Raw genomic sequence first — 16985 nt, forward strand, 5'->3', positions numbered from 1 at the left:
GCCCATTATTTCGGGGATCCGGTTACCAGTAGAAGTTGCGGATCACCCGGATGACGCGGCCGCGGCGCGTGTCGACCAGCAGCAGATCGTCATAATGGCGCACCCAGGCCTGGTTGAATCCCGGGCGGGGCAGGCGATAGCGCCACGGATCGGCGATCCGGTAGCGCGGGCTGTAATAGTTCACACCGATCCGCGCGCCGGTGTTGAAATTATAATAGCGGAACGGTGCCCGCCAGCTGCCCCGGCTGTAGAGCGCGCGGTTCGAATTGCGCCAGCCGCGCCAATCGTCGTTTCCCCAGCGGCGCTCGCGATCGCGCAGGTCCTCGCGATATTCGCGGCGCGCCTCGCGCACGTCGCGGCGCTGCTCGCGGATCTGGCGCGGGGTGCCATAGCGTTCCGCGCGGCGCAGGTCGCGCTGTTCCTCGCGAATCTCCTGGCGGTCGCGGCGCAGCTCGCGGTTCGACTGGGCCTGGGCCGCGGGGATCGCCACCGGCATGGCGACCGCGGCGAGCAGGGCTGCGGTGATGAACTTCTTCATTGTCCGATCTCCTGATCTGTCTGCCGGCTTCGCCCTTGGGGGTTCGCCGGTTGAGTACGGATCTAGGCGAGTCAGACTGAACCGGGCGGGAACGCGCCCTTCATCGATCAGACAGGATTTGACGGGGCGGGATGCCGCCCCGTGCCGTGTCGCTTACTGGCCGGGAGCGCCGCCCGGGCCACCGGTGCCGGGTGCGCCGACGGTGCCGATATTGCCGAACAGGTCGCTGAAGAAGCTGCGATGGCGACCCAGCGTCGGCGTGGTCTTGCCATAGGGATCGACCTTGGCGACCTTTTCCAGCCCGCTGCGGTCGATCGCGGTGACGTTGCCCGCCCGGTCGAAGCGGATGCGCAGCGTCAGCTGGTCGGTCGGCTTGGGCTGGCTATAGGCCATGTTGCGATTGTCGCGCGACACATAATACCATTCGCCCTCGGAGAACTGGCTGGTCAGCGTCGGGCGACCGAGCGTGCGCAGCACCGAGTCGCGATTGTCGACGCCCGGCTGGATCGAGTCGACCAGCTCCTTGTCGACGACATAGCCGGTATGCGACCGAAGCGGCGTGCAGGCCGACGTCCCGAGAGCAGCGAGCGCCAGAACCGGGACAAGGGCGCGGACAGGAAACTTCGGCATCAACTTCTCCAGCGGGCAACACGCCACACGCGCGCGATTGCATCGCGCACCGATCGCCTCAATATGCGGGGAATTGCGGCCAAACAAGGTCGCTTGTCGGTCGGGACGGTGCCATCGGGGCCGCGTGCCGCTGATCGGATGATGGGAAGCGAGATGAGTTTGTTGCAGCGGCTGTTCGGCCAGCCCGACCGGGGCAAGGCGCCGGAACTCTACGCCGCGATCGTCGAGCGCGCGCGCCAGCCGCATTGGTATGTCGAGGGCGCGGTGCCCGACACGGTCGACGGACGGTTCGACATGATCGCCGCGGTAATGGCGCTGGTCCTGCTGCGCATGGAGGGCGAGCCGGCGGCGACGCTGCCGAGCACGCATCTGGCCGAAGTGTTCGTGCACGACATGGACGGCCAACTGCGCGAGCTGGGCGTCGGCGACATCGTCGTCGGGAAGCATATCGGCAAGATGATGGGGATGATCGGCGGCCGGCTCGGCGCCTATCGCGACGCGCTGGCAGCCGAGGATCTCAAGCCCGCGCTGGTGCGCAACCTCTATCGCGGCAGCGCGCCCGATGCCGCGGCTCTGGCCCATGTCGAGGCCGAACTGATGGCGCTGCGTGCGACGCTGGCCGCGACGCCGGTCACCACGATCATCGACGGAGAATTGCCGTGAACGCCCCCGAATTCGCCCGCCCGCAGCGGCTCGACCAGATCGGCGCCGGCGAGAGCCAGGTCTCGGTCGAGGCGGACCCCGCCGAGCGCGAGGCACTGGCCGCGCGCTTCGGCCTTCAGTCGATCGGGCGGCTGGAGGCGGATTATCGGCTGAAGCGGAGCGCCGGCGGCGTGCGGGCGACCGGCCAGTTGCGCGCCGAGGTCGTCCAGTCCTGTGTCGCGACCGGCGATCCGGTGCCGGCGCGGATCGAAGAGGCGTTCGACATCCGCTTCCTGCCCGAAAGCGAGAGCGTGGAAGAAATCGAGCTGTCCGAGGAGGAATGCGACACCGTGTTCTTCACCGGCAGCGCGATCGACCTGGGCGAGGCGGCAGCCGACACGCTGGCGCTGGCGCTCGACCCCTTCCCGCGCAGCCCGCGCGCCGACGAAGTGCTGAAGCGCGCCGGCGTGGTCGGCGAGGATGAGGTCGAGGCGGTCGAGGAAGAGCCGGCGAGCCCCTTTGCCGGCCTGGGCGCGCTGAAGGATGCGCTGAACAAGAAATAGGCGCGGGCCCGGCGCGAACTGGCCCCTAGCGGGCGATGCCGCGTGCCAGCATCGTGCCGATCGTGTCGGCGATCGCTTCGGGATCGGCGTCCTCGGCCCAGACCGAGTAGCGCAGGCCCAGGAACACGTTCATGCCCATGATCGCCCAGGCATGGACTTCGGAAATATCGTCGCGCAGTTCGCCGCGGTCGGCCGCATCGCGAAGCCGCGCTGCGATCCGCTCGGCCGTCGTCGCATAGTGCATGCGGAAGCTTTCGGGATCGACGAACTCGGCCTCGTCGATGATCCGGTAGATTTCCTTGTGCTCGCGCGCGAAGCGGATGAAGTGGAGCAGGCCGGCGCGCTCGGCATCGATCTGGCTGGTCGCGGCGCGGATCGCCGGGCCGACATGCTCCTTCACCTGCTGCGACATGTCGCGGACCAGCGCGCGGAACACCTCGTCCTTCGAATCGAAATAGGTGTAGAAACTGCCCAGCGCGACGCCGGCGCGCCGGGTGATGCCGGCGATCGATCCGTCGTGAAATCCCTTTTCGCCGAATTCTTCGGCCGCGGCATCCAGGATCGCGCGCAGCGTCCGGCGTCCCCGCTCGGTGCGCGGTTCCTTGCTTGCCGGTGGTGACGACGCCTCGGGCGCAGCCGCCGCTGTGGCCTTCGCGTCACGCCGTCCGACCATCTTCGACCTCCCCTCGATCCCAAGTTGAAACCTGGTTCAGGTTTCAGTATGTCATCCGCCAATCGCACACAACCCGTGGATTCAAACGGGTCACCATCTGGGGAGGAAGACCTGATGTCACGCCTGATTCCGTCCGCACGTACCGTCCTCCAGGCCGGCGCCGCACTTGCCGCGCTGACCGCCATGCCCGCCTTCGCGCAGGACGCGCCGGCAGCCTCGAGCGATACCGAAATCGCCGAAGACCAGCCGGGCGAGATCATCGTCACCGCCCGCCGCCGCGAGGAAAGGCTGCTCGACGTGCCGGTCGCGATCACCGCGCTGTCGAGCGAGTCGCTCGACAAGCTGCAGGCGACCGACCTGTCGGGCATCCAGGGCGCGGTGCCCAACCTCAACCTGGTCCAGGGCCGCGGCTCCGCATCCAACGCCAACATCTTCATCCGCGGCATCGGCCAGCCCGACGCGCTCCAGACCTTCGATCCGGCGGTCGGCATCTATGCCGACGGCGTCTATATCAGCCGCATCCAGGGCGCGCTGTTCAACCTGTTCGACGTCGAGCGGGTCGAGGTGCTGCGCGGTCCGCAGGGCACGCTGTACGGCAAGAACACGATCGGCGGCGCGGTGAACGTGGTCAGCCGCAAGCCCAGCACGCAGGAGACGCGTGCCGCCGGCGCCTTCACCTATGGCAGCTACAACCAGATCATCGCCAATGGCTATGTCTCGGTCCCGCTGGTCCAGGACACGCTCGCGCTCAGCCTGGCCGGCGTCTATGACAAGCGCGACGGGCTGGTCACCGACCCGCTGACCGGGCGCAAATATAACGACCGCGACACCGGCACGCTGCGCGGCATCCTGCGCGCGACCCCGGGCACCGGCGTCGAGCTGATCCTGTCGGGCGACTATACTCGCCAGCGCAGTTCGGCGAGCCTGGGCTATGCCACCGCCCCGCTGATCAATGTCGACCTGGGCACCGGCGCCTCGACGATCGTCAAGCCGGCATATCCCTATGGCCCGTACAATTATCGCGCCTCGACCAGCCTGTCGCCCGACCAGGGCCAGCGGCTCGACCATTGGGGCGTGTCGTTCACCGCGAACATCGACCTGACCGACACGCTGCAGCTCAGCTCGATCAGCGCCTATCGCCGCCTGCGTCCCGATTATTATATCGACTTCGACGCGACCGAACTGGAAGTGGCGGACGCGTTCGTCGGCGTGACCCAGCGCCAGTTCAGCCAGGAGCTGCAGCTGAAATATGACGGCGGCGCGCTGAACGGCGTGTTCGGTCTCTATTACCTGAACGAGCACACGCAGTCGCACCAGGAATCCTATGACGACAATTATCTGCGCCTGTTCGGCACGCCGCTGACCTTCGTCCGCTACATCGACGACGACCAGAAGGTCCAGAGCTATGCCGCGTTCGGCCAGCTGACCTATGACTTCACCGACCGGCTCTCGCTGACCGCGGGCCTGCGCTACACCAAGGAGCGCAAGGAATATTATCGCAGCACCTACACCGTGCTGGGCGGTGCCGCGACCGCGCCGTTCATCTTCCCGAACAGCCTGCCGGCGCCGTATAACGATCTCGACCATGTCGATTTCGACGCCTGGACGCCGTCGGCGACGCTGTCGTTCAAGCCGACGCCGCAGACGATGGTCTATGCCTCAGCCGCGCGCGGCTTCAAGTCGGGCGGGTTCAACGGCCGCGTCAACGGCCTGGGCGACGTGACCCAGGTAATCGGCGGGGTGACGACGATCGTCCCCTTCTTCCAGCCCGAGACGGTGTGGACCTATGAGACCGGCGCCAAGGGCAGCTTCCTGAACGGTGCGGTGACGATCGCCGCCGACGTCTTCTATTCCGACTATACCAACTTCCAGGCGCGCGTCGGTGGCGGCACCACCGGGGTTGCGGGCGGGTCCTTCCCGGTCGTCAACGCCGGCAAGCTGCGCATCTGGGGCGTCGAGGCGGAACTGGCGGTGCGTCCGGTGCGAAACTGGAACATCCGCACCAGCTTCGGCTATCTCGACGCCCAATATGACGAGTTCAACGACGCGCGCCGCGCGCCCGCCTTCTCGTGCAACCCGACCGGTGCGCAGATCACCTGCGAGCCCGCCTTTGCGCCGCCGATCACCTTCACCCTGGGCAGCGACTACACGATCGACTTTGGCGGCGAGAACAGCCTGACGCTGGGCGGCGACGGCCGCTTCGTCGACAAGCATTTCCTGTCGGTCGACAATCGTCCGGGGCTGATGGAGGACGGCTATTGGCTGGTGAATGCCTATGTCCAGTATAACGCCCAGGGCGGCCGCTATTATCTGCGCGGCGGCGTCAAGAACCTGACCAAGTCGCTCTACAAGACCGACGGCCAGGAATTCTCGAGCGTGGGCAATATCCAGACGGCCTATTATGGCGACCCGCGGACCTTCAGCGTGACCGCCGGCTTTAAATTCTAAGCCGGGGCGTCACCCCAGACCATCCACGGGCCGGGCGTCTCCACCGACTCCCGGCCCCTTGTTTTTCGCAAGGACGCCGATGACCCCGCCCGACACGACTGCCGCCCCCACCGCCCGTCAGCGCGGGATCGTGCTGGCGATGCTGTTGCTGGTCTACACCTTCAACTTTCTCGATCGGCAGATCCTGAGCATCCTGGCGCAGCCGGTGAAGGCGTCGCTGCAGCTCAGCGATACGCAGCTGGGGCTGCTGGGCGGGCTCGCGTTCGCGGCGCTCTATTCGACGCTGGCGATCCCGCTGGCGCTGCTCGCCGACCGGACCAGCCGCAGCTGGGTCATCACCGTGTCGCTCGGCGTGTGGAGCGCGTTCACCGCCCTGTGCGGCACGGCGCAGAACTTCACCCAGATGTTCCTGTTCCGGCTGGGCGTGGGCGTCGGCGAGGCGGGAGGTGTCGCGCCCTCCTATGCGCTGATCGGCGACTATTATCCGGCGGAGAAGCGCGCGCGAGCGCTGTCGATCTATTCGCTGGGCATCCCGCTGGGCGCGGCCGCCGGTGCGCTGCTGGGCGGCTATATCGCGCAGACGGTCGAGTGGCGCACCGCCTTCATCGTCATCGGCATCGCGGGCATCGTGATCGCCCCGATCTTCCGGCTGGTGGTGAAGGACCGGGCGCGCCCAGCGGCGGCGCAGGCCCAGGTCCCGGTGTCGCAGGTTTTCGGCATCCTGGCGGCCAAGCCCAGCTTCTGGCTGCTCGCCTTCGGCGCGGCGGCGGGATCGATGTGCGGCTATGGCATCGCCTTCTGGCTTCCCAGCCTGATGATGCGCAGCTTCGGGCTCGACCTGATCCAGACCGGCCAGTTCTTCGGCGCGCTGTTGCTGACCGGCGGGGTGGCGGGCGTGCTGCTGGGCGGTGCGCTGGGCGACCGGCTGGGCGCGCGCGACCGCAAATATTATGCGCTGGTTCCGGCGCTGTCGTACATCGTCGGAACGCCCCTTTTCATCGCGGGCGTGCTGTCGAGCGGCTGGGCAGTCGCCTTCGCGCTGTTCGTGATCCCCCAGGCTTTGGTCTATGTCTGGCTGGGCCCGGTGCTGACCGCAGTCCAGCATCTGGTGCCGGCGCATATGCGCGCCACCGCCTCGGCCAGCTTCCTGCTGATCAACAATCTGATCGGGCTGGGCCTGGGGTCGACCGTGATCGGCATGATCGCCGATGCGCTGAAGCCCGACTACGGCGCCGACGCGCTGCGCTATGCGATCGCGATCGGGCTGTGTTCCTATCTGGTGGCCGGGGTGCTGATGCTGCTGGCGAGCCGGAAGCTGAAGGCGGATTGGGTGGATTGACGCCCTTTCCTCCCCCGGAGCCGCAGGCTCCTGGGGAGGGGGACCGCGACGCGTAGCGTCGTGGTGGAGGGGGCTGCCACGTCTGTTGTGAACCCCCTCCACCATGCTTCGCATGGTCCCCCTCCCCCGGATGCGCAGCATCCTGGGGAGGAAAGGACTGTGGTCGTACCTAACATCCCTTCCAGGGACGGGAATTCTTCGCCGCCCCTATCGCTCGCGGGTGGCGGCGAATTTCACTTTGGAATAGCGGTCGGCGATATAGCCGACTTCCCAGGCCGACTTGGCCATGAAGACGGGGTTGCCGTCGCGGTCCTTGGCCATGGCGCCGCGGTTGAGCTCGGTGAATTCCTTCATCGCCGCGGGATCGTCGGACGAGATCCAGCGGGCGGTCTCGAACGGGGCCATCTCCAGCCCGGCCGCGACCTTGTATTCGGCATCCAGCCGGCTGAGCAGCACGTCGAGCTGGAGCTGGCCGACCACGCCGATCACCCAGTTCGATCCGATGTCGGGATAGAAGACCTGGGTCACGCCTTCCTCGGCCATGTCGTCCAGCGCCTTGCGCAGCTGTTTGGTCTTGGTCGGGTCCTTCAGCACCACGCGGCGCAGGATTTCGGGGGCGAAATTGGGCAGGCCGGTGAAGCGCACCGCCCCCTTTTCGCTCAGCGTATCGCCGACACGCAGCACGCCGTGATTGGGGATGCCGATGATGTCGCCGGGGAAGGCCTCGTCCGCCAGTTCGCGTTCGCGGGCGAAGAACAGGATCGGCGAGTGGATCGCGATCGGCTTGCCATGGCCGGTCGGCGTCAGCTTCATGCCGCGCTTGAACGTGCCGGAGACCAGCCGCATGAACGCGATGCGGTCGCGGTGATTGGGGTCCATGTTCGCCTGGACCTTGAACACGAAGCCGGTGACCTCGTCGCGTGCCGGTTCGACCGGCTCGGGCTCGGCCGGCTGGGCGCGCGGCGGCGGCGCGACCTCGGCCAATGCCTCGATCAGCGAATCGACGCCGAATTCCTTCAGCGCCGAACCGAAATAGACCGGGGTCAGGTCGCCATGGCGATAGGCCTCGCCGTCGAATTCGGGATAGCCGATCCGGGCAAGCTCGACATCCTCACGCAGCTTGGCGAGATTCTGCGGCGAGACGATCTCGTCGAGCTGCGGATCGTCGAGGCCGCTGGTCTGGATGACCTTGCCCTGGAACTCGCGGCTGTCGCCCTCGGGCAGCAGCAGGCGGTTGGTGGCGAGATCGAAGATCCCCTCGAACGTGCCGCCCATCCCGACCGGCCAGGTCATCGGCGTGACGTCGAGCGCGAGCAGGTCGGCGATCTCGTCCAGCGTCTCGAACACTTCGCGACCTTCGCGGTCGACCTTGTTGACGAAGGTGATGATCGGCACGTTGCGCAGGCGGCAGACCTCGAACAGCTTTCGCGTCTGGCTTTCGATGCCCTTGGCGACGTCGATCACCATCACCGCCGAATCGACCGCGGTCAGCGTGCGATAGGTGTCCTCGCTGAAATCCTCGTGGCCCGGCGTGTCGAGCAGGTTGAAGGTGATCCCCTGACGCTCGAACGTCATCACGCTGGACGTGACCGAGATTCCGCGCTGCTGCTCAATCTTCATCCAGTCCGAACGCGCACGGCGGGCGGCGCCGCGCGCCTTCACCTCGCCGGCAAGATGGATCGCACCGCCGAACAGCAGCAGCTTTTCGGTCAGCGTGGTCTTGCCCGCGTCGGGATGCGAGATGATGGCGAAGGTGCGACGGTCGGAAACGGAAGGCATCGCGGCCCTCTAGCGCCTCATGCGCGCAGCGTCACCCGCATCGTGAAGCTGCGCGACTGGCCGGGTTCGAAGCGCAGGATTCCGGGCTTGTCCCAGATCTCGCCGTCGAAGCCGACTGGATCGGCGATGCCGTGCCACGGTTCGATGCAGACGAAGTGGGCGCCGGGCTTGGTCCAGATGCCGAGTGCGGGCGTATCGGGGAAGCCGACCTCCAGCGCCGGCCCCTGCCCCGCATCATAGCGCACCGACTGGCTGGCGACCGGGTTCCAGATCAGCGCGTCGCGGTCGAACAGCGAATCCTTCAGGTGCAGCACGCGGCCATCGAGCGGGCTGGGCCGGCCCTCGGGCGCGATCCAGCCGCCCTCGACGATGGCCGACAGCGCGCCGGGCTCGTCGGCGGCGAAGGTGATGCGGTGATCCTCCTTGGCGCCGCCCCAGGGGAGTGGCCAGGCGAAGGCGGGGTGGAAGCCGAAACTGGCCGGCATCGGCACGTCGCCGCTATTGGTGACGATGATGTCGATCGACAGCGTCGCGTCGTCGAGGGTGAAGACCGCGTCCAGCGTGAAGGCGAAGGGATAGACGGCGCGCATCGCGTCATTGTCGCTCAGGCGGAACCGCACGCTGTGTTCCGACTGCTCGACCAGCTCGAACATCTGGCGCCGGGCGAAGCCGTGCTGGGGCTGCTCGTAGGTCTGACCGTTCACCCGGTAGCGATCGCCCATCAGCCGGCCGATGATCGGGAACAGCAGGGGCGCACGGCCGGTCCAATAGGCGGGATCGGCATCGGTCATCAGCTGACGCCCATCGGCATCGGTCAGACTGCTGAGTTCCGCACCAAGCGGGTTGATGCGGGCAGTCAGCCGGCCGTTCGAAATCTCGATCATGATCAACCCTCGCGGTGAATGGCGAATGCCTGCCAGCTCTGGTTGACCGGCATCAGCTCGATCCGGTTGATGTTGAGGTGCGACGGCAGGGTGGCGATCCACAGGATGGCGTCCGCGATATCCTCGCCGGTCATCGGCTGGACGCCCGAATAGAGCGTGTCAGAGCTTTGCTGGCTGCCGGTGCGGACCAGGGTGAATTCGGTCTCGGCCATGCCCGGCTCGACCGAGGTGACGCGCACGCCGGTGCCGTGCAGGTCGGCGCGCAAGGCGAGGCTGAGCTGGCGGACGAACGCCTTGGTCGCGGCATAGACGTTGCCGCCGGGATAGGGATAGGTCGCGGCGACCGAGGACAGGTTGATGATCGCGCCCTTGCGCTCGACCAGCAGCGGCAGCAGCCGGTGGGTGATCGACGCCAGCGCGGTGACGTTGGTGTCGATCATCGTCTTCCAATTGTCGAGCGACGCCTTTTGCGCGGGCTCGAGGCCGAGCGCTAGGCCGGCATTGTTCACCAGCAGGTCGATGCCGCGAAAGCTTTCAGGCAGCGAATCGAGCGCGGAGTCGCGTGCGGCCTCGTCGCGAATGTCGAACACCGCGGCGTGGAAGGCATCGCCGAGTTCGGCCTTCAGCGCATCGAGCCGTTCGGCGCGGCGGCCGGTGCCGATGACCCGCCACCCGGCCTTCACGAAGGCGCGCGCAGCCGCCTCGCCGAAACCGGCGGTGGCGCCGGTGATGAGTGCGGTCTTCATGCGCGAATCCTCCTGATGCCGGTCTGGTCCGTCCTTAGCGGGTCGCGGGCACGGGCCAAGCGGTTTGGCTGTGGGGCGGCGTAGAAGATGTTCGCGCAGAGGCGCGGAGGCGCAGAGAGGGGGTCAGCCGGGGCAGGTTAAACGAATGGGGCGCGTCCGGCTTCCACCGAACGCGCCCCCTCAGCGGCTCCGCGCCTCTGCGCGAATATTCACCCGCGCAACGTCGCGCCCTGCTTGCCCGCCGCGGCGACCACCTTGGCGGCGATCGCCTTGAGGTCCTCGTCGGTGAAGCTCTTGTCGCCGGGCTGGAGCGTCACTTCGATCGCCAGGCTCTTCTGCCCCTCGGGCACGCCCGCGCCGGTGAAGACGTCGAACAGCCGGGCATCGACGATGTTCGCCTTGTCCGCGCCCTTGACCGTGCGGACCAGATCGCCCGCGGGCAGATCGGTCGGCACCAGGAAGGCGAAGTCGCGCGTCACCGACTGGAGCGCGGGCGGCGTGTAGGCCGGGCGCATGAATCCCGAGCCGCGCTTGGCCGGCAGCGCATCGAGATAGAGCTCGACCGCGGCGACCTCGCCGTCGAGATCGAACGCCTTCAGCACCGACGGATGGATCATGCCGAACGCCGCCAGCACCGTCTTCGGCCCCAGCCGCAGCGTTGCCGACTGGCCGGGATGATAGACGTCGCCCGCCTCGCCCATGACCTGCAGGTTCGCGACCGGCGCACCGGCAGCCTCGAGCAGCGCCAGCGCCTCGGCCTTGGCATCGAACGCGCCGAAAGGCTGTGCCTTGCCGCCCTGCCAGCCGCGCGGGGCGCGTGATCCGGCGAGGACCACGCCCAGCGTCGGACGCTCGGCATCGGCCAGATAGCGGCGGCCGATCTCGAACAACCGCACGCTGGTCGCGCCGCGCTTCAGGTTGCGCTCGGCCGCAGCCAGAAGGCCGGGCAGCAGCGAGGGGCGCATGACCTTCATGTCCTCGCTGATCGGATTGGCCAGCGTCCAGGCGCCGCCGCCGAACGGCGCGGCTTCGGCCTGCGAGATGAAGCTCCAGGTGACCGCTTCGCTGAGCCCGCGCGCGGCGGCGTTGCGGCGCACGCGGCGCTCCAGCTTCTGCTCCGCGGTCGCGGTCGGGCGGGCGACGCCCGGCAGGCGGTCGAGCGGCACCGTCGGCACCTTGTCGATGCCCTCTATGCGGATGACTTCCTCGACCATGTCGGCGGCGCCGTCGACGTCGCGGCGCCAGCTGGGCACGGTGACGGTCCAGTCGCTGGCGACGGTGAAGCCGAGCCGTTCGAGAATGTCCTTCTGCCGCGCCGGATCGATCGCCAGCCCGCCGAGCGTCTCGGCCTTGGCGGGATCATAGGCGATCGTCTTCGCCGCCAGCGGAGGCTGGCCGGCGCGGGTCACCTCGCTCGCGGTGCCGCCGCACAGGTCGACCACCAGCCGTGCGGCGATGGCGATGCCGTCCTCGAGGAACGCCGGATCGACGCCGCGCTCGAACCGCGAGCGGGCATCGCTGGTCAGCCCCAGCTTCTGGCCGGTGCGGGCGATATGGGCGGGATCGAAGAAGGCGCATTCGATGACGACGTCGGTGGTGCCGTCGGACACGCCCGAATCCTCGCCGCCCATGATGCCGCCAATGTCGTGGACATGCGCCTCGTCGGCGATGACGGTCATCGTCTCGTCGAGCGTGTAGGTCTTCTCGTTGAGCGCCAGCACCTGCTCGCCGGCGGTCGCCTTGCGCACGATCAGCGCGCCGGTCAGCTTCGCGCGGTCATAGACATGGAGCGGGCGGCCGAGATCGATCATCACATAGTTGGTGATGTCGACCAGCGCCGAGATCGGGCGCTGGCCGATCGCCTTCAGCCGGCGCTGCATCCAGTCGGGCGAGGCGCCGTTGGTCACGCCGCTGACCGTCTGGCCATAATAGGCGGGGCAGCCCTCGGGCGCCTCGATCCGCACCTCGGGACCGGCACCCTGCGTCGGGACCGGGTCGACCGCGAGCGGCTTGAGCGTGCCGAGGCCGGCCGCGGCGAGATCGCGGGCGATGCCGCGCACGCCCATGCAGTCCTGGCGATTGGGAGTGATCGATACATCGATCACCGCGTCGTTCAGCCCGGCATAATCGGGGAAGGGCGTGCCGATCGGTGCGTCCTGCGGCAATTCGATGATGCCGTCATGATCCTCGCCCAGCTCCAGCTCGCGGGTCGAGCACATCATGCCGTTCGATTCGACGCCGCGGATGGCGGAGACCTTGAGCACCATGCCGTTGGCCGGGACCGTCGCGCCGGGGAGCCCCAGCACGCCGACCAGCCCCGCACGGGCATTGGGGGCACCGCACACGACCTGAAGCGGCGCGCCGTCGCCGGCATCGACGCTCAGCACCTGCAGCTTGTCGGCCTGGGGGTGGGGTGCTGCGGTCAGCACCTTGGCAACGCGGAACGCGGCCAGCTTCTCGCCCGGATTCTCGACGCCCTCGACCTCGAGCCCGACGCGGGTCAGCGCCTCGAGGATCTGCTCCAGCGTCGCATCGGTGTCGAGATGCGCCTTCAGCCAGTCCAGGGTGAACTTCATGCGCCGACTCCTCCGCTCAGCGTGGGCACATCGAGCGCCGCGAATCCGTAGTGACGCAGCCAGCGGATATCGCCGTCGAAAAAGGCGCGCAGGTCGTCCATCCCATATTTGAGCATCGCCAGGCGGTCGATGCCGCAGCCGAATGCGAAGCCCTGCCATTCATCGGGATCGAGGCCGCAGGCGGCGATGACCTTGGGATGGACCATGCCCGAGCCGAGCACCTCCATCCAGCCTTCGGACCCGCCGATCACGCGCTTGCCGTTGACCATCGTATAGCCGACATCGACCTCGGCCGAGGGCTCGGTGAACGGGAAATAGCTGGGGCGCAGGCGCAGCACGACGTCGTCGCGCTCGAAGAATGCCTTGAGGAATGTCTCGAGCGTCCATTTGAGATGGCCGAGCGTGATCCCCTTGTCGATCACCAGACCCTCGACCTGGTGGAACATCGGCGTGTGCGTCGCGTCCGAGTCCGAGCGATAGGTGCGGCCGGGCGCGATGATCCGGATCGGCGGCTTCTGGCCGATCATCGTGCGGATCTGCACCGGCGAGGTGTGGGTGCGCAGCAGCATCTTGCGCTCGCCCGCTTCGCCGTCGGGGAAATAGAAGGTGTCGTGCATCGCCCGCGCCGGATGGCTCTCGGGAATGTTGAGCGCGGTGAAATTATGCCAGTCGTCCTCGATCTCCGGGCCGGTGGCGACCGCGAAGCCCAGATCGGCGAAGATCTCCGCCAGTTCGTCCATCACCTGGCTGACCGGATGGACGCTGCCCGGCGCGATGCCGTCGACCGGCAGCGTCATGTCGATCCGCTCGCCCGCCAGCCGTGCGTCAAGCGCCGCCTTTTCAAGCGCAGCCTTGCGGGCACCCAGCGCCTCGGTCACCGCCTCGCGCAGGCCGTGGATCCGCGGACCCTGGACCTGGCGCTCCTCGGGGCTCATCCCGCCCAGCGTTTTGAGCAGGCCGGTGATCGCGCCCTGCTTGCCCAGCGCATGCACGCGCAGCGCCTCGATCCCGTCGAGGCCGGCGGCCGCGTCGATCGCGCCGAGCAGGTCGGTGCGCAGCTGGTCCAGATCGGTCGTCATAATCCTCCGTCATTCCCGCAAGGCCGGGAATCATTCGCGTCGCTCGCCGGGGCGGGCGGTGCAGGTCCGGCTGGGCTCTAGCCACCTTGTGGGCAAAGAAAAAGGGCGCCGGTGTCTCCACCGGCGCCCCATTTCGAGCAGGTCGCTGCAGGTCGCCTCAGGCGGCCTGGGGCAGAGCCGCCTTCGCCTGCGCGACGATGGCGCTAAACGCCTCCGCTTCGTGCATGGCGATGTCGGCCAGGACCTTCCGGTCCAGTTCGACGCCCGCGAGCTTCAGCCCGTGCATGAACTGGCTGTAGGTCAGGCCCTCGGCCCGGACGCCGGCGTTGATGCGCTGGATCCACAGACCGCGGAACGTGCGCTTCTTAACCTTGCGGTCGCGATAGGCGTACTGGCCTGCCTTTTCGACGGCCTGACGCGCGATGCGGATCGTGTTCTTGCGACGGCCATAATAGCCCTTCGCCTGATCCAAAATCCTCTTGTGCTTCGCCTTGGTGGTCGTGCCACGCTTCACTCGTGCCATGTGTCAGGCCCTCCTTACTTCAGGCCGTACGGCGCCCACGCCTTGACGTGTGCAACGTCGGCGTCGGCCAGCACGCTGGTGCCGCGGTTGGTACGGATATACTTCGCGTTGTGCGAAATCAGGCGGTGGCGCTTGCCGGCGACTCCATGCTTCACCTTGCCAGTGGCGGTGAACTTGAAGCGCTTCTTCACGCCGCTCTTCGTCTTGAGCTTGGGCATTTTGGTCTCCTTGCTATCTCGATCGGACAGACCGCCGCGGCAGCCCTTGATGGCCGGGCAATCCCATTGGATCGAGGAAAGCGGGGCCCTTAGCGAACCCGGGGCGGCAATGCAACCGAGTCGGAACCCCGACGCCGTGCGGGCTTTGTGTCTCGATGGCCGATACCACCCATCCCGTGCCGAACGCGACCGGTTCGTCTCCGGCCACGGGCGGACGGTGGGCATCGCTGCGGACGATCGGCACCCCTGCCGCAGCCACACTCTCTGTGATCGCTTCGCTCATCGGCCTGATCGTCCTGGCATGGGCCGTGCTGTTCGTCACCAAGGGCCGGTTCCTGAAAGGACCGTTCGAGCGGATCGTCAGCGCGCAGACCGAGCGCGACGTCCGCGTCGGGGGCGATTTCCAGCTCTATTTCGCGCCGCTCAACGTCAAGCTGGTCGCCGAGGACCTGACCGTCTCAAACCCCGACTGGGCCAAGGGGCGGCTGTTCGAGGCGCGGCGGGTCCATGCGCGCATCTCGACCTGGTCGCTGATCACCGGGAACTGGCGAATCAACTGGCTGTCGCTGAACGAGGCCAAGCTCAACCTCGCCTGGGACGAGGCGCATCGCCGCAACACCTGGACCTTCGGCAGTCCGGACAAGAAGGGCGAGCCGCTCGACATGCCGCTGATCCGCGCCGCGCGCGCGGCGGGCACCGAGATTCGCTACAGCGATCCGGCGATCGCGTTGATGGCGGCGATCGGCCTGGAGCCGATCGAGGCGCGCGATACCCAGCTGTCCACCGCGATCCGCTTCGAGGGCCGGGGCCTGGCGCGCGGTACCCGCTTCACCGTCTCGGGCGCGCTGCTGACGCCGAACGAGACCGTCGGCGGCGGCGAGAACAAGCTGGAGCTCCACATCCGCGGCGCAAACACCACCGCCGACGTGACCGGCACGCTGCCCGGCGCGACCGAGATCGAAGGCGCGAAGCTGAACCTCGACGTGCGCGGCAGCAATCTGGCCGACCTGTTCGAGGTGCTGGGCGTCGCGGTGCCCGACACGCGGCGCTACCGGATGCGCTCGGCACTGACCAAGGCGGGTCCCGAGTGGCGCTTCACCGGCATGCGCGGCCGATTCGGCGATAGCGACCTGGCCGGGCGCTTCACGATCGAGAATCGCGAGCCGCGGCTGATGATCACTGCCGATCTCGATACACGCGTACTCGACATCGTCGATGCCGGGCCGTTCATCGGCTACAACCCGAACCGGCTGGAGGCGCAGGGCGCGGCCGGCGCGGTTACCCGGGTCGGCGGAGCGCCGCGCGTGCTGCCCGACGCCGCCTTGCGGGTCGAAGCGCTGAAGAATTTCGACGCGAAGGTCGACTGGCGCGTCCGCACGATCCGCGCGCCGAACCTGCCGATCTCCAACGTCACACTGGGCCTCAGCCTCGACGACCGGCTGCTCAAGCTGTCGCCGCTCAACTTCGCGATGGCGCGCGGTCGCGTCAGCTCCGACATCGTCATCAACGCGCGCGATCCGCGCGTCGTCACCGATTACGACATCCGCCTGTCGCCGACACCGATGGGGACCTTGCTCGCCGGGTTCGGGGTGACCGAATCGGGGACCAGCGGCACGCTGAAGGCGCGGGTCCAGCTGAAGGGCGTCGGCGACACGGTGCATGATTCGCTCGCCGCATCCAGCGGCCGGATCGCGATCATCATCCCCAAGGGGTCGATGTGGACGCGCAACGTCCAGCTGTCCGAACTCGATATCGGCGTGTTCGTGCAGAAGATGTTCGAGAAGAAGCTGAAGGAGCCGGTGCAGATCAATTGCGGGCTGATCGCCTTCACCGTGCGCAACGGAATCGGCGCGGCGGACCCGATCCTGATCGATACCGCAGGCAATGTCGTGACCGGGCGCGGCGGGTTCAGCTTCCGCAACGAATCGCTCGATCTGGCGATCGAGGCGGATGCGAAGAAGTTCAGCCTGTTCTCCGGCCAGTCGCCGGTCGGGATCGGAGGCTGGTTCGCCGCGCCGAAGATCAATCCGATCAGCGGCGAGCTGGTGGCGCGCGCCGGCGCCGGGCTGGGCCTGGGCGCAGTGGTCAGCCCGCTGGCCGCGATCATCGCCTTTGTCGATGTCGGCGATGCCCGTGCCGCCGATTGCGGCCCGGTGCTGTCGGGCGCATCGGCCCGTCGTCAGCGCGACGAGAAGGGCCGCCCGCGCGAGGATGTCGGCCAGGGCACCACGGCCAAGTCGGAAAGCGGAAAACAGTCGGGCCGCGAGAAAAAGGAACAGCGCAAGAAATTCCTCGGCATCTTCTGAGTGCGCAGACCGGCTTGTTTTACGACCGTATAATTGCTCGC

Annotated in this window: 15 protein-coding genes; 5 read left to right on the forward strand and 10 right to left on the reverse strand. The window is 67.5% G+C overall.

What is annotated here, in order from left to right; all coding sequences use genetic code 11:
* Positions 1-22: 22 nt before the first annotated feature.
* On the reverse strand, positions 23-538 hold the full coding sequence (locus ACZ1H8_RS07145) for an RcnB family protein (RefSeq protein WP_465180649.1): 516 nt from the start codon (positions 536-538) through the stop codon (positions 23-25).
* Positions 539-691: 153 nt separating this feature from the next.
* Positions 692-1168, reverse strand: a complete 477-nt coding sequence (locus tag ACZ1H8_RS07150; RefSeq protein WP_465180650.1) for an outer membrane protein assembly factor BamE — start codon at positions 1166-1168, stop codon at positions 692-694.
* 153 nt (positions 1169-1321) lie between these two features.
* Between ACZ1H8_RS07150 and ACZ1H8_RS07155 the strand changes: the two genes are divergently transcribed.
* Both ACZ1H8_RS07155 and ACZ1H8_RS07160 read left to right on the forward strand, forming a co-directional pair.
* Positions 1322-1831 (forward strand): ubiquinol-cytochrome C chaperone family protein, encoded by a 510-nt coding sequence (locus ACZ1H8_RS07155; RefSeq protein ID WP_465180651.1) that lies wholly within the window; start codon positions 1322-1324, stop codon positions 1829-1831.
* Positions 1828-2373, forward strand: a complete 546-nt coding sequence (locus ACZ1H8_RS07160; protein WP_465180652.1) for a YceD family protein — start codon at positions 1828-1830, stop codon at positions 2371-2373. Before ACZ1H8_RS07155 ends, ACZ1H8_RS07160 begins: the two co-directional genes overlap by 4 nt.
* Before the next feature lie 25 nt (positions 2374-2398).
* On the opposite strand, the gene ACZ1H8_RS07165 is transcribed toward ACZ1H8_RS07160, so the two are convergent.
* On the reverse strand, positions 2399-3046 hold the full coding sequence (locus ACZ1H8_RS07165) for a TetR/AcrR family transcriptional regulator (protein ID WP_465180653.1): 648 nt from the start codon (positions 3044-3046) through the stop codon (positions 2399-2401).
* Positions 3047-3160: 114 nt separating this feature from the next.
* Here ACZ1H8_RS07165 and ACZ1H8_RS07170 point away from each other — a divergent pair, with 114 nt between their 5' ends.
* The gene (locus ACZ1H8_RS07170; RefSeq protein WP_465180654.1) at positions 3161-5494 is read left to right on the forward strand and encodes a TonB-dependent receptor; all 2334 of its coding nucleotides are present in this window, start codon (positions 3161-3163) and stop codon (positions 5492-5494) included.
* Positions 5495-5573: 79 nt separating this feature from the next.
* The gene (locus ACZ1H8_RS07175; RefSeq protein WP_465180655.1) at positions 5574-6833 is read left to right on the forward strand and encodes a spinster family MFS transporter; all 1260 of its coding nucleotides are present in this window, start codon (positions 5574-5576) and stop codon (positions 6831-6833) included.
* 207 nt (positions 6834-7040) lie between these two features.
* Here ACZ1H8_RS07175 and ACZ1H8_RS07180 read toward each other — a convergent pair whose 3' ends face one another.
* The 7 genes from ACZ1H8_RS07180 to rpmI all read right to left on the reverse strand — a co-directional run bounded on the left by ACZ1H8_RS07180 (position 7041) and on the right by rpmI (position 14638).
* Positions 7041-8612, reverse strand: coding sequence for a peptide chain release factor 3 (locus ACZ1H8_RS07180; protein ID WP_465180656.1), 1572 nt, complete (start codon positions 8610-8612; stop codon positions 7041-7043).
* Positions 8613-8629: 17 nt separating this feature from the next.
* Positions 8630-9496, reverse strand: coding sequence for an aldose 1-epimerase family protein (locus ACZ1H8_RS07185; RefSeq protein WP_465180657.1), 867 nt, complete (start codon positions 9494-9496; stop codon positions 8630-8632).
* Positions 9497-9498: 2 nt separating this feature from the next.
* On the reverse strand, positions 9499-10242 hold the full coding sequence (locus ACZ1H8_RS07190; protein WP_465180658.1) for an SDR family NAD(P)-dependent oxidoreductase: 744 nt from the start codon (positions 10240-10242) through the stop codon (positions 9499-9501).
* A gap of 209 nt (positions 10243-10451) precedes the next feature.
* Positions 10452-12818, reverse strand: coding sequence for a phenylalanine--tRNA ligase subunit beta (pheT, locus tag ACZ1H8_RS07195; protein WP_465180659.1), 2367 nt, complete (start codon positions 12816-12818; stop codon positions 10452-10454).
* The gene (gene pheS, locus ACZ1H8_RS07200; protein WP_465180660.1) at positions 12815-13897 is read right to left on the reverse strand and encodes a phenylalanine--tRNA ligase subunit alpha; all 1083 of its coding nucleotides are present in this window, start codon (positions 13895-13897) and stop codon (positions 12815-12817) included. The genes pheT and pheS overlap by 4 nt, the downstream gene beginning before the upstream one ends.
* Positions 13898-14054: 157 nt before the next feature.
* Positions 14055-14420: a 50S ribosomal protein L20 gene (rplT, locus tag ACZ1H8_RS07205; RefSeq protein ID WP_110152512.1), complete on the reverse strand. Its 366-nt coding sequence runs from the start codon at positions 14418-14420 to the stop codon at positions 14055-14057.
* Positions 14421-14434: 14 nt separating this feature from the next.
* Positions 14435-14638: a 50S ribosomal protein L35 gene (rpmI, locus tag ACZ1H8_RS07210; RefSeq protein WP_110152511.1), complete on the reverse strand. Its 204-nt coding sequence runs from the start codon at positions 14636-14638 to the stop codon at positions 14435-14437.
* Between the two features lie 155 nt (positions 14639-14793).
* Here rpmI and ACZ1H8_RS07215 point away from each other — a divergent pair, with 155 nt between their 5' ends.
* Complete coding sequence (locus ACZ1H8_RS07215) at positions 14794-16944, forward strand: AsmA family protein (RefSeq protein ID WP_465180661.1); 2151 nt, start codon at positions 14794-14796, stop codon at positions 16942-16944.
* The last annotated feature ends 41 nt before the right edge of the window (positions 16945-16985 follow it).

Source organism: Sphingomonas sp. BL-S-25 (assembly GCF_055521555.1).